Genomic DNA, 20,369 nt, shown 5'->3' on the forward strand with positions numbered 1-20,369 from the left:
AAGCAGCAGCGTGACCGTGTCCCACCACCCCACAGAACCCGCCGTGGTCGTCACCGGCATCGGCGCCCTCACCCCCGTCGGCAACGACAGGGAGACCAGCTGGGAGGCGCTGCTGGCCGGACGATCCGGCGTGGCCGAGATCTCCCGCTTCGACGCGCGTGACCTCCCCACCCGCATCGCCGCCGAGGTCAAGAACTTCCGCCCCGAAGAGCACTTCGACCGCAAGCGCCTCCGCCGCTCCGAGCGCTTCTCGCAGTACGCCGTCGTCGCGGCGCGGGAAGCCGCGCGGGACGCCTCACTGGCCGTGGACGGCGATCCGGACGCCCGCGTCGGCGTCCAGATCAACAACGCGGTGGCCGGCTTCCCCGGTATCGAGGCGGCGACCGACCAGCGGCACGAGGACCCGCGCAAGGTCAGCCCGTACTTCGTCTCCTCCGTGATCCCGAACATGCCGGCCTGCGAGGTCGCCATCGACCTGGGCGCCCACGGCCCCGTCAACGCCTCGGCCCTCGCGTGCGCCAGCGGCGTCCACGCGCTGCTGGAGGCGCGCCGCACCATCCTGGCGGGTGAGGCCGACGTCGTGGTGGCCGGCGGCACCGACTCGGCCCTCACCCCCGTCATGTTCACCGGGCTGAGCACCATGGGCGCGCTCTCGACCCGCAACGACGCGCCCGAGCGGGCGAGCCGGCCGTTCGACGCGGAGCGCGACGGGTTCGTCTTCGGCGAGGGCGCCGTCGTCTTCGTCGTCGAGTCCGCCGCGCACGCGGCGGCCCGGGGCGCGCGGCCCTACATGGAGATCAGCGGTGGCGCCCTCACCTCGGACGCCTTCCACGTCAGCGCACCGCACCCCTCGGGCGAGCACGCGGCCACCGCGATGCGGCGGGCGCTGGCCACGGCGCACACCGCCCCCGGCGAGGTGGACTACATCTGCGCGCACGGCACCGCGACGCGGATCAACGACCGGCTGGAGACCCGAGCCGTGCGGTCCGTCTTCGGCGAGGCGGCGGACGGGCTGCTGATCAGCTCGCCCAAGTCCATGGTCGGACACATGATCGGGGCCGCCGGAGCGCTCTCCGCGATGGTCGCGGCGCTGGCCATGCGGGACGGTGCGGTGCCGCCGACCATCAATCTGGACACCCCCGACCCCGAGTGCGACCTCGACCACGTCCCGCACACCGCGCGCAAGACCGACGTGCGCACCGCCGTGGTCAACGCCTTCGGGTTCGGCGGCCAGAACGTCGTGGCCGTGCTCCGGGCGCCGCGGGGCGCGCGGCATCCCTAGAGGAAGACGCGCGCCCCTCCGGGGCGGGCCGCCCGGCGCCTCACTCCGGCGAGTCCTCCAGCACCCTGAATTCGAGGCCCGCGCGGACCAGCCGGGCGGTGAGCGCCTCGCCCATGGCGACCGACGTCGTCACCTGGCCCGCCGTGGGCGGCAGCTCGTCGTGGGCCAGGCACAGGGCCGCCTCGGCGAGCATCGTGGCCGTCTCGTCGTAGCCGGGATCGCCGCCCGCGACCTCGGTGACGACGCGGCGGCCGCCGCCCCGCCCCACGAACCGCGCCGAGAACCAGCTGCGGGCCCTGCGCGCCTCGTCGGGGCCCTGTCCCGGAGCCAGCCGTGCGGACAAAAAGCGCCGCAGCGCGGGCAGCTGGGCGGCGGCGAAGAGCCCGCCCGCGCCCGCGAGGCCGCCCGCGACCACTGGCAGCCGCTTGACGGCGGCGTGGTGGCGGTAGGTGAAGACGGGCCCGTACCTCTCCAGCGCGGCGGCCGAACGGCCGACGATCTGCGGGTCGAGAGTGGGCAGCGGCACCGCCCACACGCCCAGCTCCTCGTCGTGCCGCACGGTGCCCGTCGGCGTGCGGATGACGCGGTGCGCCGGGCGCGGGTCGGCGGCGCGGCGGGCCTTGGCGGCGCGGGCCATCCGGTCGACGCGCGCGAAGGCGAGCAGGGTGCTCGCCAACGTGCCGCCGGAGAACATGGCGTTGGAGCGTACGAACCCGTCCACACTGAGCGGTACGTTCTCGGGCAGTTGTTCGACCGTGAAGCGCACTCCCAGGTCGTGGGGGACGGAGTCGAAGCCGCAGGCGTGCACGAGCCGCGCCCCGGTCTCCTCGGCGCGGGAGTGGTGCCGCAGGTACATCAGGTCCACGAACTCCGGCTCGCCCGACAGGTCCAGGTAGTGGGTGCCGGCCTCGGCGCAGGCGGCGACCAGCCGGGTGCCGTAGCGGATGTAGGGGCCCACGGTGCTGGCGACCACGCGGGCGCGGGCGGCGAGGTCCGCCATGGAACCCGCGTCGGCTGCGTCGGCGGTGACCAGAGGGGCGTCGGCCGCGGCGGGATGGTCCACGGCAAGCCGCGCGCGCAGGGCCGCGAGCTTGTCGCGGCTGCGTCCCGCCAGCGCCCAGCGGCACCCCTCGGGCGCGTGCGCGGCCAGGTGGCGTGCCGTCAGCTCTCCCACGAACCCGGTGGCCCCGAACAGGACGATGTCGAACTCCCGTGCCCGGCGCTCAGCTGTCCCAGTCTCCACGGCGATCTCCTCCGGACGAGCGGCTCTTACCGATCAGTAGGGCGTCGCCCCTCATTTCAGCAGACGGGACATCCGCCGGTCGGCGAGGGGCCTGCCCCCGGTCTGACAAGTGGGGCAGTACTCCAGCGCCGAATCCCGGAAGGAGACCGAGCGGATGGTGTCCCCGCACACCGGACAGGCCTCGCCCGCGCGGCCGTGCACCCGCAGCCCGAGCCGCTTGCCCGCCTTCAGCCCGGCGGCCGACACCCCGCGCGCCCGCTCGACGGCATCGGTGAGCGTGTCCCGCAGCGCCGCGTACAGCGTGTCGACCTCCTCCTCGGACAGGTCGGCGGCCAGCTTGAACGGCGACATCCGCGCCGCGTGCAGAATCTCGTCCGAGTAGGCGTTGCCGATCCCGGAGACGACCGACTGGTCCCGCAGCAGACCCTTGATCTGCTGGCGCCGGCCCCCGAGCAGCGCCGCCAGCGCCTCGCGGTCGAACTCCGGTGCCAGGGGATCGGGCCCGAGCCCGGCGATGCCGGGCACCTGCCGCGGATCGCGCACCACGTGGACGGCCAGCCGCTTCTGCGTGCCCGCCTCGGTCAGATCGAAGCCCTCACCCGAGGCGGCGCCGCCTGAGGCGTCGGCCAGTTCGAGCCGCAGCGCGAGCGGACCCTTGCCGGGGCGCGGCGGCGCGGCGGGCAGCGCCTCCTGCCACCGCAGCCACCCCGCCCTGGCCAGGTGGACGACCAGGTGCGCAGCGCCCGCTGACCCGCCGTCCGCCGCCATGTCGAGAAACTTCCCCGCACGCCGCACACCCGTGAAGGTGCTCCCTTCGAGCGCCTGCACGGGCGGGTCGTACGTCTTGAGCACGTTCACGGCGACCGGCAGCACGCGCCACACGGACCGTCCGGTCAGCCGCTCGTCCAGGAAGCCGGACAGCGCCTCGACCTCGGGAAGCTCCGGCACGGTGTCTCCTTCCGCGAGAAGCGAAGAACGCCGGGGCGGCCTCGCCGCGAGGCCGCCCCGGCCCTGTGGGCCCGCCCTCAGACCAGGGTGGCCTCATGCGTGATCGTGGTGCCCTTGAGCGCCTGGCTGACCGGGCAGTTCTGCGCGGCGTCCGCGGCGGCCGAGTCGAAGGCGGCCTGGTCGATGCCGGGAACCTCGCCCTCGACGGTCAGATGGATGCCCGTGATGCCGGTACCCGGCTGGAAGTCCACGGCGGCCTTGGTGGTCAGCCTGGACGGCGGGGTTCCCGCGCCGGTCAGCCCGTTGGAGAGCGCCATCGAGAAGCAGCTGGAGTGCGCGGCCGCGATCAGCTCCTCGGGGCTGGTCCTGCCACCGGGCTCCTCGGCGCGCGCGGCCCAGGAGACGGGGTATTCGCCGATGCCCGAGGAGTCGAAGGTGACGGCCCCCGCCCCCTCCTGCAGGGTGCCGTTCCAGACGGTGTGGGCGGTGCGTGTGGTGGCCATGGTGATCACTCTTTCCCTCGCATCGGTGTCAACAGGCACGGGGTGCGCCCGAGCCGGATTCCGCGCCCGGCGCGGGACACCCCGTGCCAGTCTCGCAGTACCCGATCCTGCGCCTTCACCACGTCGGCGACAGCTCCCGACGCGCCGAGGGGGAGGGCGGTCACCCTCCCCCTCGGCTTCACCGCGGCCCTGGCCGCCTCCCCGGACTCAGGCGAAGGCGGGCATGATCTCGTCGTGGATCGCCCTCAGCTGGGTCGCGGCGTCCGCCACCCCCGCCAGATCGCGCCCGGTGAAGGCCCGCACCAGGGCACGGTCGGTGACGGCGCAGATCACGTGGTTGACACCGGCCGGTGCGATCTCCTCCCGGATCCTGGCCGCGCACTCCCGGGGCGTACCGGACACCGAGAGCCGCTCGGTCAGCGAGTCGGTGGTCAACTCGATGCCGCGGGCCAGATCGCCCGCGCCGATGGCGTCGATCACCGGCTTCAGCTCGGCCGGGTCGACGCCGTTGCGCACCAGTTGCTCGTCGGGCATCGAGGACGCGTAGATGCCCACCATGCTGCGGGCCGCGTCCTTGGCCGCGGCCGAGTCGGGACCCGTCGCGAAGACCACCCACGCGCCGATGTCCAGCGCACGCCAGTCCTTGCCCGCCCGCTCGGCCCCCGCCCTGATGTGCCGGACGGCGTACTCGTACGCGTCACGGGTGTAGCTGAGCGCGTGGTGGCAGCCGTCCGACAGCTCACCGGCCGCCTCGAAGGACCGGGGCCCGCGCATGGCACCGAGCTTGAGCGGCACCCGCTGCTGCACAGGCCGGGCGAAGGTGAACAGCCCCTCGTAGGAGTAGAACTCGCCCTGCCGGGTGATCGCGCCCTCGTCGAGCAGCGTGCGCACGACGGCGAGCGCCTCCTTGGTGCGGGACAGCGGCCTGGTGCGCTGCCAGTCGATGCCGGACTGGGCCAGGAGCCCGAAGTTGCCACTGGAGAGCACCGCTTCGGCGCGCCCGTCGGACAGCTCGTCCAGCGTGGCGACGGCCTGCGCGATCAACGAGGGCTCCCGAAGCGTCACGGGGGAGACGCTGGGCTACAGACGGATGCGCGTGGTCGATCCCGCCGCCGCGGCGAACAGCAGCCACATGTCCTTGTGCCAGGTCTCGTCGGCCGCGTAACACGCGTGGAACCCCAGCTCGTCGGCGAGGCGAATCGCCTCGAGCGACTCGGTGAGGGGGTAGTCGGGAAGCATCGCGTAACTGAACTTCATGAGCCACCTTTCCTGCCGCCGGCACCGGGCGGGGCCTCAGCCCGGGCCGGAAGGCGCGAGGAGTGGTGTGCGGACCGGGCAGATTGTGCCAAGGGGGCGCGCGCCCCGCGAGAGTTGTGTGCGACGACGCGCCGGACGACTGGGCACCCCGTACAACAACTTCCGTACGTCCCGCGGCTTCCGTGGCGGTACGGTGTGACGCCCAGCGGGTATCGAAGAGTAACCAGCCTCATTCGGAGAGTGAGAAGGAAGTGGGTGGCCCACAGTCATGATCAAGGGAATCGACGTCTCCTCCTACCAGCCGGAGGACTACAGCACGAGGGGCATGGAGTTCGTCTTCATCAAGATCACCGAGGGGAAGTCCTACACCAACCCCAAGTGGGTCGCGCAGCGCAAGACGGGCCGCGACGCGGGACTGGTGACCGGCTTCTACCACTTCGTCAGGCCGGGCAGCATGAAGGAACAGGCCGACTACTTCCTCTCGAAGATCAACCTCGTCGCGGGCGACATGCTGGCACTCGACTGGGAGGACGCCGGGGTCGGCAACGACGAGAAGGACGAGTGGATCAAGTACGTCCAGGACAAGGCCCCCAAGCACAAGGTCATGCTCTACTGCAACGTGGACTTCTGGCTGAACCGCGACAAGACCTCGTTCGCGGGGGACGGTCTGTGGATCGCGCACTACAACGGCAAGCCCGGCGAGCCGGGGGTCAAACACCGCTGGCGCTTCCACCAGTACACCAGCGACCCCATCGACACGAACCTGGGCGAGTTCGACAGCCGGGACGCGCTGCGCAGTTGGGCGGGCGGCAAGAAGTAGCCGCGCGGCGCCTCCGCACCGCACGCGAGGGCCCGCGAGCGACCCCGCGCCGCCGCGGCGAGCGTCGCCGACGGTGGCCGAGGGTCCCACCCGGCACCGGCTGCCGATACGCTCCCGTTCATGCCGGAAGCCAACTCGCCCTCGTCCCCGTCCCCCCACGCCCGCACGGAGGCCCCCGCCGACGAACGGATACGCACGAACGAGCGGACCCCCGCGGCGGAACCCACACCCCCGCGGGGCCGCGCCTCCATGGAGGGCGCCCCCACCGAAGGGAGCACCTCCGTGGACGGGCGCACCCGGGCCGAGGCGAGCGGCGCCCCGGAGACCGGCTCCGGGCGTGCGGCGGGTGTTGAGCGTGCGGCCGGCCAGGGGCGTGAGGCGAGCGCTGAGCGTGCGGCCGGCCAGGGGCGTGAGGCGAGCGCTGAGCGTGCGGCGCCGGAGGACTGCTCGGCCGAGGAGGACCAGGGGCCGGCAGCGGAGGGCGACGGCCCGGCAGCGGAGGAGCGCCCGTCGCTGACGCCGCGACAGGCACGGCGCATACGCATCGTTCTGTCCACCGTCGTCATGCTGGCGGTCGCCGTCGCCCTCGCCGTCCGCCTGCGCGCCGCCCCCTCCGTGCTGACCGTCGGCTTCTACGGGCTGGCGCTGATCCTCTCCGGGACCGCCATCGCCCTCAGCCGCAGGGGCCGCACCCGGGTGGCCACCGCCGTGCTGGCGGTCGGCTTCGTACTCGTGGTGTTCGGCGAATGGCTGGTGTGACCCGCACGGCCGGGCGCGGCCGTCGGCGCCACGACCCCGGCGCTCAGATCCACTCGGTGGAGTCGCCGCCCACCAGACCCGGCACGCGCGCCCAGTCGCGGGGGCTGCACGCGGCGTCCGGCGTACCGCCCGCCTCCCTGGGACCGCCCGCGCGCGCCGGCGTTCCGAAACCGACCGCCGGCAACGCGTACCGCAGCCGGCCCAGCGGGCTGTCGGCCTCCGTCAGCCACGGCGCGTGGTCGAGCGGCGGCTCGGCCGCCGCCTGAGCCCCACGCGCCGTCCGCACCCCTCCGGGCGCGGCCCCGCCGACGCTCTGGCGGGCGGCGTTCGCGAGAGGGGCTCCGGGCAGGTCGTGCAGCAGCCAGTGGGCGGTACGCGCCAGCGAGAGCCGTACCAGCCGTGACCCCGCCGTCCCGGTGCGCTGCTCGGTGAGCGCCCTCAGCAGCCCCGCCGCCAGCAGATAGCCGGAGCCGTGGTCGAGCGCCTGCGCGGGCAGCGCCCCAGGGACCAGATCAGGCGAAGAGGTGTTCCCGCCCGCGCCCTCCGCGGCCTCCACAGCGGCGATGCCCGTCGCCGCCTGCACCAGGCTGTCGAAGCCCCGCCGACGCTGCCAGGGCCCCGCCGGGCCCCAGGCGCTGAGCTGGCCCACCACGAGGCCGGGGCGGCGGTCCATCAGCGACTCGGGCGCCAGCCCGAACCGGTCCAGCGCGCCGGGCCGGTAGCCGGTGACCACCACGTGCGCCGACGCCAGCAGCTCCTCGAACGTCGCCTGCCCCGCGCGGCTGGACAGATCCAGCAGCGTCGAGCGCTTGCCCAGACCCGTGTCCGCGTGCGTGCCGGGGAACTCGGGCCGCTCCGGCGCGTCGACGCGCAGCACGTCGGCGCCCAGCAGCGCCAACGTGCGGGTCGCGACCGGGCCCGCGAGCACCCGGGTCAGGTCCAGGACGCGCAGCCCCCGCAGCCCGCCAGGGCCCGGCGGGCCCTCCAGGGCCGGCGTCGGCGCCGCGTCCAGACCGCCCACCGCCACCAGCGGGGCGGCCGCGACCGCCTGCCGCTGCGGATGCGCCACCCACTCCTCGGGCGTGCGGACGACCACCGCCAGACCGCCCTCCCGGAACACCACCTCCTCGACCTCCCGCGCCCGGCGGCTCGCCAGCTCCGTGGCCACCCGGCCCGCTGCCGCCTCGTCCTCGGCCGGGCCGTGGTCGTCCATGCCCAGCGCGGACAGCAGGCGGGCGCGGTGGTGCGGGTAGTTGGCGTGGGTGCGCACCCAGCCGTCAGCCGTACGCCAGAAGCGCGACAGCGGGGCGAAGGCGGCCGGGCCGTCCCCGTCGACACGCACCAGCCGGTCGCTGTGGAAGGCCGTCGCCACCGCGCCGTCGTCGACCCGTACCGGCGGCAGAAGCGCGCTCCGCGCCCGTACGCAGGAGAACTCGGCCGCGGCGAGCGAGCAGACCGCGACCGCCGCGGAGGCCAGTTCCCGCACGGGCAGCGCGGACGGGAGCACCCCGGGGCGGCGCTCGTATGAGACCCGCCCCAAAAGAGCGGGGTCACCGCCCAGCGCGGCCCACGCCTGAGCCGCCCCGGACGGGGTGCCGTCCCGCCGCCCCTCCACGGCGTCCTGCTCGGACGCAGGGTCCGAGTCGCCGGAGGCCGCGCCGGACGCCCTGCCGGAGGCGCCTGCGGCGAACGCGGCGGACGGCGGTCCGCCCGGTTCGAACTCGGTGTCGAACTGTCCGGCGCCCGCGGAACCGCGCGCGGACAGGTCCCCCGGCGACGCGGGCTTCCCGGCCGCAGCAGAAAACTGATCCATGGCACGCATTTTCACACCCGAAGGCACGGAAGGCCGGGACGGCGGGGCGGTGAGGCCGGGCCGGCGGGGCGGTGAGGCCGGGACGGCGGGGCGATGAGGGGACCAGGCCGCGGCCGCATGCCGCCGCCCGGCCGGGGTGCCGGGCCCGGAACGAGGCCTGCGGCGCAGCACACGGCGGCCGGCTCGGGGCCGCTCTGTCGGGCGGGTGCCCGAGAGGGACGGCGCGCGAGAGGGCCGCGGTCCGCGCTGGCGGCTACTCCGTGCGGGTGCCGTGCCCGGGCGTACGCCTCGCGGCTCCCTCGGGGGCGGTGCCCGCCGGGGCGGGCCCGGCCGGGATGACTCCGGCCGGGGCGGGCGGGCCATGAGGTGGAGCCGCTGCGCGGCCGGGGGCCGCCCGGGGCCAGGGCGCGCCCTGACCCCGGGCCCCGGGTCGGGGCAGCCCCGGGCGTGGGCCCGATTCGCCGGGATGCCGCCTGTTCGCTGTGGGGCCGGCCCGGCGTGGCGCGGCTCGTCCTCCACGGTGCCGCCCGCGGCGGGGGCCGCTACCGGGCCGCGCCCGACGCGACGGCCGGCTGCGCGACGGTGGCGTTCTTCTCGGATCAGCCGCCGGCTCACGGAGCGGAGCGACCAGCGCGGCGTTGTGTCCGCGCGGCGGCGCTCCGGGGCCGGAGAAGGCAGCCCTCTCCTCCTACGACAAGCAGCCCTTTTCTCCTACGACGGAGGGCAACGGTCTTCGCTGGAGGCACCGACGCGCCGGATGGGCGCGCACTGCCGCGCGTCATCGGGCCGCAGCACGGTCGCTCCGGGGCCCGCTGCCTTTGACGCTGGTCGGAGTCCCCTCCGGGGTGAACGCATGGCGGAAGGTGAAGGCGTGCGGCGCGGGGCCGTGGTCGTGGAGGTGTTCCAGCCGGGCGACGCCGTCCCGCCAGGTGGGGGTCGCGCCCTCGGAGACCCACCAGAAGACGTAGCCGGGGTGTTCCGCCCTCTCGAACCAGTCGTAGCGCCGGTTCAGCGCCGCACGGTGCACGCCGGTGTAGATGGCGTCGAAGGCGGGGCGCAGGCCGGTCCAGAGCGAGAGGGTCGTGGCCAGGGCGATGGTTTCCGCCGTACGGCCCTTGCCGTACCAGCTGGGTACGGCGAACTCCCCCCACGCGCCCCAGTCCGCCTCGAAGAACACGCCCCGGTCGCCGTCCGCCGCCTCGGCGCGCGCAAGGTAGCCGGGGTGCCGGCTCATCGTCCGGTAGACGGTCTCACCGATGTCGTAGAACTCGCGCGTAGCAGGTCCGGGATCAGCGAGAGGTGACGTCAGGACGCCGAACGTGTACAGCGCAAGATGGGACATGCGTCTCTCCCTGGTTGGCGTTGCGGGGCGTGCGGGGGTACGGGCGTGCCTGAGGTGGAGCCGGTTCGGTGGCTTCCGGCAGGGGTGAGGAGTCGTGGGGCGTGACCGGCTCACTCCGCTGCGTGCGCCTCAGCGTGAAGCAACACCCGTGCGACCGTGGGCGATCGCCGAGGACCAGGTGAAGGTAGCTGCCTGTGCGGGCCCTGTCGAAGTTGCGTTTTCCCCGCCCGGATGGCCTCTTACCGGCAGCCTGAACGCGCCCGCCGCAGGGCTCCCTTGGCCAGCTTTCCCGTGGGGGTACGCGGCAGACGGTCGGTGAACTCCAGCGAGCGGGGCACCTTGTACCCGGCGAGGTGCTCCCGCAGGTACGCCAGCAACTCGCCCTCAAGCCCCGGCTCGTGCGAACCTTCCGGGCCCTCCCAGCCCTCAGGGCGCGCCGGAGCCGTCGGCTCGGCTTCGACGACGGCGTGCACCGACTCGCCCATCTCCGCGTCCGGCACGCCGATCACGGCCACGTCGGCGACCTTCGGATGCAGAGCGAGACAGTCCTCGATCTCCTGCGGATAGATGTTCACGCCACCCGAGATGATGGTGAACGCCGCGCGGTCCGTGAGGAAGAGATACCCGTCCTCGTCGACATGGCCGATGTCCCCCGTCGTCGTCCACGCCGGATGCAGCGGATGCCGGGCCTCGGCGGTGCGGTCCGGATCGTTGTGGTAGGTGAACGGCAGTTCCTCGCGGGCGAAGTAGACGGTCCCCGTCGTCCCCGCCGCCACCTCCGTGCCGTCGTCCGCGCAGACCCTCACCTCGCCCAGCGGCCCCGACCTGCCGACCGAGCCCGGCTTGCGCAGCCACTCCTGGGGGGTGATGACGGTCAGTCCGTTGCCCTCCGTCGCGGCGTAGTACTCGTACAGGACCGGGCCCCACCACTCCATCATGCGGCGCTTCACCTCGGCGGGGCACGGAGCGGCGGCGTGGATCGCCACCCGCAGTGAGGACACGTCGTAGCGCGCCCGTTCCGCCTCGGGCAGCTTCAGCATGCGGACGAACATCGTCGGCACCCACTGGCTGTGCGTGACGCGGTAGCGTTCGATCGCCTCCAGGGCCCCGGCGGCGTCGAACGCGTCCATCAGCACCACCGTCCCGCCCGCCGCGGTGACGACCGCACAGAAGCGCAGCGGCGCCGCGTGGTAGAGCGGAGCGGGGGAGAGGTAGACGGTGCCGGTGTCGAAGCCGTACAGCTCGGAGAAGAGCACGGCCAGCGGATGGGGCGAGTCGGTGAGGTCGTCACCTGACAGTGGTGGCCGAATCCCCTTGGGGCGGCCCGTGGTCCCCGATGAGTAGAGCATGTCCGCACCCCGCGGCTGGCGTGCGGGCGGCTGAGGCGACGCCGCCGCCAGCACCCGCTCGTAGTCGTCGTAGACGGCCGCCTCGCCCGGCAGATCCTCCCGAGGTCCGTACGCCAGCCGCTCCCGCACCTGCTGCGTGCGCGGGGCGAGCTCGGCCGCCAGTTCGGGCAGGGCCGCCGAGACGATCATCATCCGCGCGCCGCAGTCCCGCACGATGTAGGCGGCCTCGTCGGCCGTCAGATGACTGTTGACGGCGGTGACGTAGAGACCGGAGCGCAGCGCCGCCCAGTAGACCTCCAGGCACCGCGGGTCGTTGTCGGACACCAGCGCGAGATGATCGCCGGCTACCAGGCCTGCCGCGCGCACATGGTTCGCGAGCCGGAGGGAGCGTTCCTCCAACTCCCGGTAGGTGACCACCCGTCCCGTGCGGGCGACGATGACGGCGGGCTTGTCGGGTCGAGCGGACGCGTGGACTCCCGGGTACATGGGCGGTGTCCCTCCGACGGTCCTGACAGGGCATCAGCCCAGTGTCGCGCCGTGCCGCTCCCGGGTCACTACCGCCGGCACCCCGCCGACACCCCGACTCGGCCCCCGCACCCCCTACCGGACCGACCGCCCCCTGCCGGACCGACCGCCCCTCCCCGCCACGGGGGGCGAGCGGCCCGTCCCCACCTCAGGGCGAGCAGCCCCCTCAGCAGCGCTCGGACACGTGGCCCTTGTGGCCCTCGGGCAGCACATCCAGATCGCGGCGGACGATCGATATCTGCTCGCCCCACTGACGGCACGCCGCCGCCAGCCCCTTGGCGCCGTACTCGACATCCAGCACCCGGTCGTCGTACGCCGCCGCGTACTGCTCGCACTCGTCGTACTGCCCGCACTCCTCCGTCACCGCGAAGTCGAAGCCCATGCGGGCGCGCCGGGGCAGCAGCTCCGCCGCGTTCTTCTGGCCCGCAGCCAGCCCGGCCCGGTGCGCGCGCCGGGTCAGCAGCGCGGCGAACGCGGCGTTGTCGGCGTGGTCGAGCCGGCCGCCGGAGCGCTCGTAGGAGTCCAGGTTGTCCAGCTCGACCGCTTGGAAGTCCTTGTCCGCACAGCCGTCGATCCACCGGCCGACGAGGCGCGCCAGTTCCTCGCGCCGCTCGGCCGTGGTCAGGTCGAACAGCGCCTCGTCCCAGTCGTGGTCCAGCACCGGCTCGCCGTCCTCGTCGCGCAGGAGAAGGCGGGGGTGGTGCCGCTGCCACCAGCCGAGCGCGTCGGGCTGCGCCTGGAAGGCGTTGACGTAACAGATGTTGTACTTCCCCGACTGCGCGCTGTCGCCCCGGTCCCGGGAGACGACGCGCACGCCGGAAGGTGAGGGGTAGCCGCCGCCGATCTGGTAGTCGAACCCGGCACGGACCGGTGGCCGGTGCATCCCCTTGGCCGCCTCCCGCGTGCCCTCGTCGGGGGGAGCCGCGCCCCGCGCGCCGGAGCAGCCGGCGAGGGCCGCGGCCGTGAGGACGGCGGCGAGCGCGACCGCCACCGCCCGCCGGCTCCGCCGAGCGGTGAGAGCGAGTGTGGTGCGCATGCGGCTACCTGCCCCCGTCCTCGTCGGGGTCGGGCTCGGCCAGCACCGTCGGCAGGCCCTGCTCCTCGAACTTCCGACGCATCGGCTCGGGAAGGCCGCTGTCGGTGAGGAACGTGTCGAAGAGCTCCGGCCCGCCGATCCGGGCGAAGCACCGGACACCGGCCTTGGAGGAGTCCGTCACCACGACGGCCCGCTCGGCATGCCGGGCCATCAGGCCGTTGATCCGGCCCTCCGCCTCGTCGTGCACGGTGGCGCCCGTCCTGGGATCCATGCCGTTGGCCCCGATGAAGGCGATGTCCACGGTGATCTCACCGAGCATCAACTCGCTGTAGGGGCCGGTCAGCTCGAACGTGCGGGAGTGTGCCACCCCACCCGTCAGCACCGTTTTGACCTGGGGCCTGACCGCCAGCTCGTAGGCGATGTTCAGCGCGTTCGTCACGATCGTCAGATGCGGCTGCGGGTTCGGTTCGGCCAGGTCGGCGCGCGTCACCAGGGCGCGGGCGATCTCCGTCGTCGTCGTCCCCCCGCTGAGGCCCACCACGCTGCCGCGCTCCACCATCGCGGCCGCCGCCCTGGCCAGCGACTGCTTCGCCCCCACGTGGTGCCCGCGCTTGTAGCGGATGGGCAGGTCGTAGGTCACCGCGCTGAGGACCGCACCGCCCCGGGTGCGGGTGAGGAGCTGCTGCTCGGCGAGCGCGTCCATGTCGCGCCGCGTCGTCGCCGCGGAGACCTCCAGAGCCGTGGCGGCCTCCTCGACCTCCATGCTGCCGCGCTCACCGAGCAACTCCAAAAGCGCGTTCATCCGCTCATGGCGCTTCACCTGACGTCTTCTCCTTCTCCCACCCCTCCGCCCCCCAGTACATGGAGCAGACGCGCCGCCTCGCTCCGGACCGCGTCCCGCGCCGGGGCAACGTACTTGCGCGAGTCGATGAGCGCGGGGTCGGCCTCCAGTACCTTACGCACCCCCCGGGTGAAGACCGACACGAGATGCGTCGAAATGTTGATCTTGGTCATCCCGGCGGCGAGGGCCGCGCGCAGTTCCTCGTCCGGAACCCCCGAGGAGCCGTGCAGCACCAGCGGGACCGGCAGCTTCTCCCGCAGCCTCCCGATCAGCTCCAGGTCCAGCTTCGCCGTGCGCTCCCGCATCGCGTGCGAAGAGCCGACCGCGACGGCCAGGGCGTCCACCCCCGTGGCCGCCACGAACGCCAGCGCCTCCTCGGGGTCGGTCCGCACGCCCGGCGCGTGCACCCCGTCCTTGCCGCCCACCTCGCCCAGCTCCGCCTCCACGAACACGTCACGGTCGTGGCACCAGGCCGTCAGCCGTGCCGTCGTCTCGACGTTGCGCGCGTACGGCAGCGTGGAGGCGTCGATCATCACGGAGCCCACCCCCGCCGCGACGCCCTGGTGGACCAGCTCCGCGTCGGTGATGTGGTCCAGATGCACCGAGACGTTCGTCCGCGCGGCCTCCGCCAGCGCGAGCGAGGCCCGGGTGATCGGCAGCAGGCTGCCGTGGTACCGGACGCAGTTCTCGCTGATCTGGAGGATCAGCGGTATACCGGTGGCGTCGGCGGCGGCGACCAGCGCCTCCGCCGTCTCCAGGTGGATGACGTTGAAGGCGGCGGCACCGGTGCCCGCCGCGCGGGCGTCGGCGAGGATCGAGCCGGTGGAAACGAGGGGCATCGGGGACTCCTTGGGCGGGTGGGACGGGCTGGGCGGGGAGAGGCTCGGAGCGCGGTGAGCCCGGAGCGGGCGAGTCCCGGAGCGGGCGGGGTGCCCTCCGGCCGGCTCAGCCGTCCAGCATCACCGAACGCGTCAGGCTCCGCGGGTTGTCCGGGTCGAGCCCCCGGGCGCGCGCCCGCTCCAGCGCGACGCGGTGCACCAGGACCAGATCGGCCAGCGGGTCACGGCCGCCGTGGTGCACGAACCGGGCGCCCGTCGCCTCGACGTCGCCTTGAAGCCCTTCGGGCGCCTGGCCGAAGAGCCAGGTGACCCGCCCGGGCGCGGCGATGGCTATCGGCCCGTGCCGGTACTCCATGGCGGGGTAGGACTCCGTCCAGCTCTGGGACGCCTCCCGCATCTTGAGCGCCGCCTCGTTGGCCAGCCCGAACGTCCAGCCCGTGCCGAGGAAGCTGAACTGCTCGGCATCCAGCCACTCCTGCTCCAGCGGGGCGGTCAGCGCCGCCTCCGCGTCGCCGACCGCGCTGCTCAGGTCCTCGCCCAGGTGGGCGCGGAGCAGAGCGAGGGCCGAGGTGGCGAACCGCGTCTGCACCACGGACTTCTCGTCGGCGAACGGGAGCGCGACCGTCTCGTCCGAGAGGGAGGTGGCGGGGGTGTCCTCATCTCCCAGCACCGTCACGGTGGGGGTGCCGCCGCGCAGCTCCTCCAGCAAACGCAGCACTTCGGTCGTGGTACCGGAACGGGTGATGGCGACCACCGCGTCATAACCGCGCGCCTTGCCGAGGAAGGCCTCCGAAGCGGCGAAGGCGTCCGTCACGCCCTGCCCGGAGCCTTCCCGCAGGGCTGCGTATGCCTGGGCCATGAACCAGGATGTACCGCAGCCGACGACGGCCACGCGTGCGCCCGCCGCGGGCAGCGGGTTGTCCCCGGAGCCGATCCTCGCCGCGGCCCGCCACGTCTCCGGCTGGCTGCGCAGCTCCTGCTCCATGTACGACGTCTCGCCCATGTGCGAGCACCCCTCCTGGGAGCGGGCCCTTGCAGGCCCGTTGCGTGAAGATGCATGAAACAACTGACTTTCACGCAACTTTACGCATCAGACGCTGCGCTGTCCATCCCACGCCCGAGTGAACGCCGTACGCGCTTGCCTCCCGCGCGTGCCGCCGGGCCGGTCGCCGCGGTGACGGCCGCCGCGCTGGTTGCCACCGGACTGGTAGCCGCCGCGCCGGTACCCGCCGGGATGGAGGGCCGCTGTGCTGCGGCCGGGTTGGGCGAGGAGGTGACGCCCACCCCGGCTCACCGCGTCGCCGACCGCCGTGTCTCGGCGTGGAAGCAGCCGTATTCGACGGCGCGTACATGGACCGCCGCCACGAGCGGATCGGCGTACAGCCGGGTCAGGGATTCCTCGATCGTGGGGGCGTCCTTTCGCCCCTCTTCCACCAGGAGTCCGCCCGTGATGCGGCCTTCGGCGGAGTAGGCGCGCAGTGCCCGGCGGGCGCCCCGCATGGCGGCGGGGTAGGCGCCGTCCCGGCTGTCCGTCCAGCCGCCGCAGTCCGCCGGGTGGATGAAGACCGGGCCCACCTCGTCGTAGGGGCCGGGGTCCGCGCCGGTCTCGCGGGCCCAGCGGCGCAGTGGCGCGTAGGAGACGAGGGCGAGCGTCTCGTGCGGTTCGCTCCGCCGCAGGCAGCAGCGGAGGGGGGTGCCGCCTTCGGCGTCGGTCACGGTGCGGGGCGGGGCGCCGGCGTCGTCACGCGTCCGCAGCTCCGCGAGGGTGCCGGGCGCGAGGGCCAGGATCGTGTAGTGCGTCGTCATGGGGCGAGCCTCCCGCTGCGGGGTGCCTTCCCGCTGGCGCCATCCGGACGTGGCCTTCGCCGCGAGCCAGGTCCCCGGGGTGCGCGGCTCAGCTGCCGGGCAAGGGCTTGTGGATCGGGAACGGTGTCCATAGCATCCTCGGTGTTACATCATTTGTGTCACAGTGCTGGGGGCTCGATGGCGGCAGCGCGAGAAGCGGCGGAGCGCAAACCCGTCCGCGGCCCGCTGAGCGGGGTGCGCGTGGTGGAACTGGCCGGGATCGGACCAGGGCCTTTCGCGGCGATGACGCTCGCCGACCTGGGGGCCGACGTCGTCCGTGTCGAGCGTCCGGGCGGCGGTTCGTTGGCCATCCCGGCGGAGTACGACGTGACGAACCGCAACAAGAGGTCCGTCCTGCTCGACCTCAAGGACGAGGAGGGCCGCGAGGCCGCCCTCGCGCTGACCGACCGGGCGGACGTGCTGATCGAGGGGTTCCGCCCCGGGGTGGCCGAGCGGCTCGGCGTCGGTCCGGACGACTGCCTCGCCCGCAACCCGCGCCTGGTGTACGCCAGGATGACCGGCTGGGGGCAGGAAGGGCCGCTCGCCGAGCGCGCCGGGCACGACATCGGCTACATCGCCGTCACCGGCGCCCTCGGTATGACGGGGCCCGCCGAGGGCCCGCCCGTCGCCCCGGCCAATCTGCTGGGCGACTACGCGGGCGGCTCCCTCTACCTCGTCATCGGCATCCTGTCCGCCCTGCACCACGCACGCGGGCCGCGGGGCGAGGGACAGGTCGTGGACGCGGCCATCGTGGACGGCACCAGTCACCTGACCGCGATGATCCAGGGGATGCTCGCGGCGGGCGGCTGGCAGGACCGCCGGGCGGCCAACCTGCTGGACGGCGGCTGCCCCTTCTACGGCACCTACGCGACGTCCGACGGGGGCTTCATGGCCGTGGGCGCGCTGGAGCCGCGGTTCTACGCGCGGTTCGCCGAACTCCTGGGCATCGCCGACGAGGCGCCGCCCCGCGAGGACGTGGCGGCCTGGGGGGAGTTGCGCGCGCTGATCGCCGCGCGGTTCGCCTCCCGTACGCGCGCGGAGTGGACCGAGGTCTTCCAGGGCTCGGACGCCTGTGTGGCCCCCGTGCTCTCCCTCACCGAGGCGCCCGCCCATCCGCATCTGGCGGCTCGCGGCACCTATCTGGAGCACGACGGCCTCACCCAGCCGGCCCCGGCCCCCCGATTCTCCGCGACGCCCACGGGCGTGTACGCGGGCCCGGCCAGGCCCGGCGCGCACACCGCCGAGGTCGCCCGCGACTGGAACGTCCCCTCCCTGGCTCTCTCGGCCGCCTCCGACGCATCCGCCTCCTCCGCCGGAGACGCCCGGCCGGCCTCCGGCACGCCCGAGGTCCCGGGCGAGACGCCCGAGGTCCCGGGCGAGACGCCCGAGGTCCCGGGCGAGACGCCCGAGGTCCCGGGCGAGGCGGCGGGGGCCATGCGTGACACATCAGAGGCCCCGTCCGGCACGCCCGACGGGCCGGCCCCCTCGTGGGAGGCACCCGCGTCGGAGCCCGCCGACACGTTCGAAGGAGAGCACCCCACGACATGAAGCGCCAGATCTTCACCGAGGACCACGAGGCGTTCCGGCGGACCGTCCGCACCTTCCTGGCCAAGGAGGTCGAACCGCACTACGCCCGGTGGGAGCAGGACGGCGTCGTCTCGCGCGAGGTGTGGCGGGCGGCCGGACGGCAGGGGCTGCTGGGTCCTGCCGTGCCCGAGGAGTACGGCGGTGGGGGAGAGGCCGATTTCCGCTACGCGGCGGTGCTGGCCGAGGAGTTCACCCGCGCGGGCGCGCCGGGCCTGGCCATCGGGCTGCACAACGACATCGTCGGCCCCTACCTCACCTCGCTGGCCACCGACGAGCAGAAGCGGCGCTGGCTGCCCGGCTTCTGTTCGGGCGAGATCATCACCGCCCTCGCCATGACGGAGCCCGGCGCGGGCTCCGATCTGCAGGGCATCCGCACCGCGGCCGAGGACAAGGGCGACCACTGGCTGCTGAACGGCTCCAAGACGTTCATCTCCAACGGCATCCTGGCCGACCTCGTGGTCGTCGCGGCCAGGACGACGCCCGAGGGCGGCGCGCACGGGCTGAGCCTGCTGGTGGTCGAGCGCGGCATGGACGGCTTCGAACGGGGCCGCAACCTCGACAAGATCGGCCAGAAGGCGCAGGACACGGCCGAGCTGTTCTTCACCGACGTGCGTGTCCCCAAGGAGAACCTGCTCGGGGAGGTCAACGGCGCCTTCGTCCACCTGATGACCAACCTCGCCCAGGAGCGCATGGCGATCGCCGTCGCGGGGATCGCCGCGGCCGAACACCTGCTGGAGATCACCACCGCGTACGTCAAGGAGCGCACCGCGTTCGGCCGTCCGCTCGGCAGGCTCCAGCACGTGCGCTTCGAGATCGCCGAGCTGGCCACCGAGTGCGCCGTCACCCGTGCGTTCCTCGACCGCTGCATCGCCGACCACGCCAAGGGCGAGCTGGACGCGGTGCACGCCTCCATGGCCAAGTGGTGGGCGACCGAGTTGCAGAAGCGGGCGGCGGACCGCTGTCTGCAACTGCACGGCGGGTACGGATACATGAACGAGTACCCGGTCGCCAAGGCGTTCACGGACGGCCGCATCCAGACCATCTACGGCGGGACCACCGAGATCATGAAGGAGATCATCGGCAGGTCGCTGCTCAGCTGACGACGGCCACCGGCTCCCACCGCCTGATCCCGTATCCCCACGAAAGGCACCCCTCGTGAGCTCAGAAGCGTACGTGTACGAGGCCATCCGCACCCCGCGCGGGCGCGGCAAGGCCAACGGCGCCCTGCACGGCACCAAGCCCGTCGACCTGGTCGTCGGCCTCATCGACGAGCTGCGCCGCCGCATGCCGGACCTGGACCCGCAGGCCATCGACGACATCGTGCTCGGCGTCGTCGGCCCCGTCGGCGACCAGGGCTCGGACATCGCCAAGATCGCCGCGCTGGCCGCCGGGCTGCCGGACACGGTCGCGGGCGTCCAGGAGAACCGCTTCTGCGCCTCGGGTCTGGAGGCGGTCAACATGGCCGCGGCCAAGGTCCGCTCGGGCTGGGAGGACCTGGTGCTGGCCGGCGGCGTGGAGTCCATGTCGCGGGTGCCGATGGCCAGCGACGGCGGGGCCTGGTTCAACGATCCGCTGACCAACTGGGACACCGGGTTCGTCCCCCAGGGCATCGGCGCCGACCTGATCGCCACCGTCGAGGGCTTCAGCCGCAGGGACGTGGACGAGTACGCGGCCCGCTCGCAGGAGTTGGCCGCCCACGCCTGGAAGGACGGCCGCTTCGAGCGCTCCGTCGTACCCGTGCGCGACCGCAACGGGCTGACCGTCCTGGACCAGGACGAGCACATCCGCCCCGGCACGACGGCCGACACGCTCGCGTCTCTCAAGCCGTCGTTCGCGGCGATCGGCGACATGGGCGGCTTCGACGCCGTCGCGCTGCAGAAGTACCACTGGGTCGAGAAGATCGACCACGTGCACCACGCGGGCAACTCCTCGGGCATCGTGGACGGTTCCGCGCTGGTCGCGATCGGCAACGAGGAGGTCGGCAAGCGGTACGGGCTCCGTCCGCGCGCCCGGATCGTCTCGGTGGCCGTCTCGGGAGCCGACCCGACGATCATGCTGACGGGTCCCGCGCCGGCCTGCCGCAAGGCCCTGGCCAAGGCCGGGCTGACGGCGGACGACATCGCCGTCGCGGAGATGAACGAGGCGTTCGCCGCCGTCGTCCTGCGGTTCCAGCGGGATCTGGGCATCCCGCTGGAGAAGATCAACGTCAACGGCGGCGCCATCGCGATGGGCCACCCGCTGGGCGCCACAGGGGCGATGCTGCTCGGCACGTGCGTGGACGAGTTGGAGCGGACCGACCAGCGGTACGGGCTGGTCACGCTGTGCGTGGGGGGTGGCATGGGAGTCGCCACCGTGGTCGAGCGGCTGTAGTCACGCCGCG

16 protein-coding genes and 2 pseudogenes are annotated in these 20,369 nt (G+C 73.5%); 6 read left to right on the plus strand and 12 right to left on the minus strand.

Annotated elements, in window-relative coordinates; translation table 11 throughout:
* The first annotated feature begins 10 nt into the window (after positions 1-10).
* Complete coding sequence (fabF, locus tag MMF93_RS28545) at positions 11-1,282, plus strand: beta-ketoacyl-ACP synthase II (RefSeq protein ID WP_341483311.1); 1,272 nt, start codon at positions 11-13, stop codon at positions 1,280-1,282.
* A 40-nt stretch (positions 1,283-1,322) separates the two neighbouring features.
* On the opposite strand, the gene MMF93_RS28550 is transcribed toward fabF, so the two are convergent.
* The 4 genes and pseudogenes from MMF93_RS28550 to MMF93_RS28565 form a co-directional block, all read right to left on the minus strand.
* Positions 1,323-2,525 (minus strand): saccharopine dehydrogenase family protein, encoded by a 1,203-nt coding sequence (locus tag MMF93_RS28550; protein WP_242755969.1) that lies wholly within the window; start codon positions 2,523-2,525, stop codon positions 1,323-1,325.
* A 51-nt stretch (positions 2,526-2,576) separates the two neighbouring features.
* Positions 2,577-3,473: an Fpg/Nei family DNA glycosylase gene (locus MMF93_RS28555; RefSeq protein WP_242755970.1), complete on the minus strand. Its 897-nt coding sequence runs from the start codon at positions 3,471-3,473 to the stop codon at positions 2,577-2,579.
* A gap of 77 nt (positions 3,474-3,550) precedes the next feature.
* Positions 3,551-3,976 carry an OsmC family peroxiredoxin gene (locus MMF93_RS28560; RefSeq protein ID WP_242755971.1) on the minus strand — a complete coding sequence of 142 codons (426 nt, stop codon included), beginning with the start codon at positions 3,974-3,976 and terminating at the stop codon, positions 3,551-3,553.
* A 207-nt stretch (positions 3,977-4,183) separates the two neighbouring features.
* Positions 4,184-5,233, minus strand: a pseudogene (locus tag MMF93_RS28565) (LLM class flavin-dependent oxidoreductase).
* A 268-nt stretch (positions 5,234-5,501) separates the two neighbouring features.
* Here MMF93_RS28565 and MMF93_RS28570 point away from each other — a divergent pair.
* Together MMF93_RS28570 and MMF93_RS28575 are read left to right on the plus strand one after the other, a co-directional pair.
* Complete coding sequence (locus MMF93_RS28570; RefSeq protein WP_242755972.1) at positions 5,502-6,053, plus strand: glycoside hydrolase family 25 protein; 552 nt, start codon at positions 5,502-5,504, stop codon at positions 6,051-6,053.
* Positions 6,054-6,173: 120 nt separating this feature from the next.
* Positions 6,174-6,812: a hypothetical protein gene (locus tag MMF93_RS28575; protein WP_242755973.1), complete on the plus strand. Its 639-nt coding sequence runs from the start codon at positions 6,174-6,176 to the stop codon at positions 6,810-6,812.
* A gap of 43 nt (positions 6,813-6,855) precedes the next feature.
* Here MMF93_RS28575 and MMF93_RS28580 read toward each other — a convergent pair whose 3' ends face one another.
* From MMF93_RS28580 to MMF93_RS28615, 8 genes are all read right to left on the minus strand, one after another.
* Positions 6,856-8,634, minus strand: a complete 1,779-nt coding sequence (locus MMF93_RS28580) for a CoA transferase (protein WP_242755974.1) — start codon at positions 8,632-8,634, stop codon at positions 6,856-6,858.
* Positions 8,635-9,403: 769 nt separating this feature from the next.
* Entirely contained in the window at positions 9,404-9,967 is a 564-nt protein-coding gene (locus tag MMF93_RS28585; protein ID WP_242755975.1) for a DUF3291 domain-containing protein, read from the minus strand.
* A 239-nt stretch (positions 9,968-10,206) separates the two neighbouring features.
* Complete coding sequence (locus MMF93_RS28590) at positions 10,207-11,802, minus strand: acyl-CoA synthetase (RefSeq protein ID WP_242755976.1); 1,596 nt, start codon at positions 11,800-11,802, stop codon at positions 10,207-10,209.
* A 205-nt stretch (positions 11,803-12,007) separates the two neighbouring features.
* Positions 12,008-12,877: an endo alpha-1,4 polygalactosaminidase gene (locus MMF93_RS28595; protein WP_242755977.1), complete on the minus strand. Its 870-nt coding sequence runs from the start codon at positions 12,875-12,877 to the stop codon at positions 12,008-12,010.
* Between the two features lie 4 nt (positions 12,878-12,881).
* Positions 12,882-13,697, minus strand: a complete 816-nt coding sequence (locus MMF93_RS28600) for a DeoR/GlpR family DNA-binding transcription regulator (protein WP_242755978.1) — start codon at positions 13,695-13,697, stop codon at positions 12,882-12,884.
* The gene (locus MMF93_RS28605; RefSeq protein ID WP_242755980.1) at positions 13,694-14,557 is read right to left on the minus strand and encodes a class II fructose-bisphosphate aldolase; all 864 of its coding nucleotides are present in this window, start codon (positions 14,555-14,557) and stop codon (positions 13,694-13,696) included. Before MMF93_RS28605 ends, MMF93_RS28600 begins: the two co-directional genes overlap by 4 nt.
* A 106-nt stretch (positions 14,558-14,663) precedes the next feature.
* Complete coding sequence (locus MMF93_RS28610) at positions 14,664-15,560, minus strand: SIS domain-containing protein (protein ID WP_242755982.1); 897 nt, start codon at positions 15,558-15,560, stop codon at positions 14,664-14,666.
* A gap of 287 nt (positions 15,561-15,847) precedes the next feature.
* Entirely contained in the window at positions 15,848-16,363 is a 516-nt protein-coding gene (locus MMF93_RS28615; protein ID WP_242755984.1) for a DUF1203 domain-containing protein, read from the minus strand.
* A 177-nt stretch (positions 16,364-16,540) separates the two neighbouring features.
* Here MMF93_RS28615 and MMF93_RS28620 point away from each other — a divergent pair.
* The 3 genes and pseudogenes from MMF93_RS28620 to MMF93_RS28630 form a co-directional block, all read left to right on the plus strand.
* Positions 16,541-17,677 (plus strand): annotated as a pseudogene (locus tag MMF93_RS28620) (CaiB/BaiF CoA transferase family protein); the annotation flags it as partial.
* Between the two features lie 269 nt (positions 17,678-17,946).
* Complete coding sequence (locus MMF93_RS28625; RefSeq protein WP_242755986.1) at positions 17,947-19,089, plus strand: acyl-CoA dehydrogenase family protein; 1,143 nt, start codon at positions 17,947-17,949, stop codon at positions 19,087-19,089.
* A 55-nt stretch (positions 19,090-19,144) separates the two neighbouring features.
* Positions 19,145-20,359 carry an acetyl-CoA C-acetyltransferase gene (locus MMF93_RS28630; RefSeq protein ID WP_242755988.1) on the plus strand — a complete coding sequence of 405 codons (1,215 nt, stop codon included), beginning with the start codon at positions 19,145-19,147 and terminating at the stop codon, positions 20,357-20,359.
* Positions 20,360-20,369 lie beyond the last annotated feature (10 nt).

The sequence above is a fragment of the Streptomyces tubbatahanensis genome (assembly GCF_022699385.1).
Classification (GTDB): Bacteria; Actinomycetota; Actinomycetes; order Streptomycetales; family Streptomycetaceae; genus Streptomyces; species Streptomyces diacarni.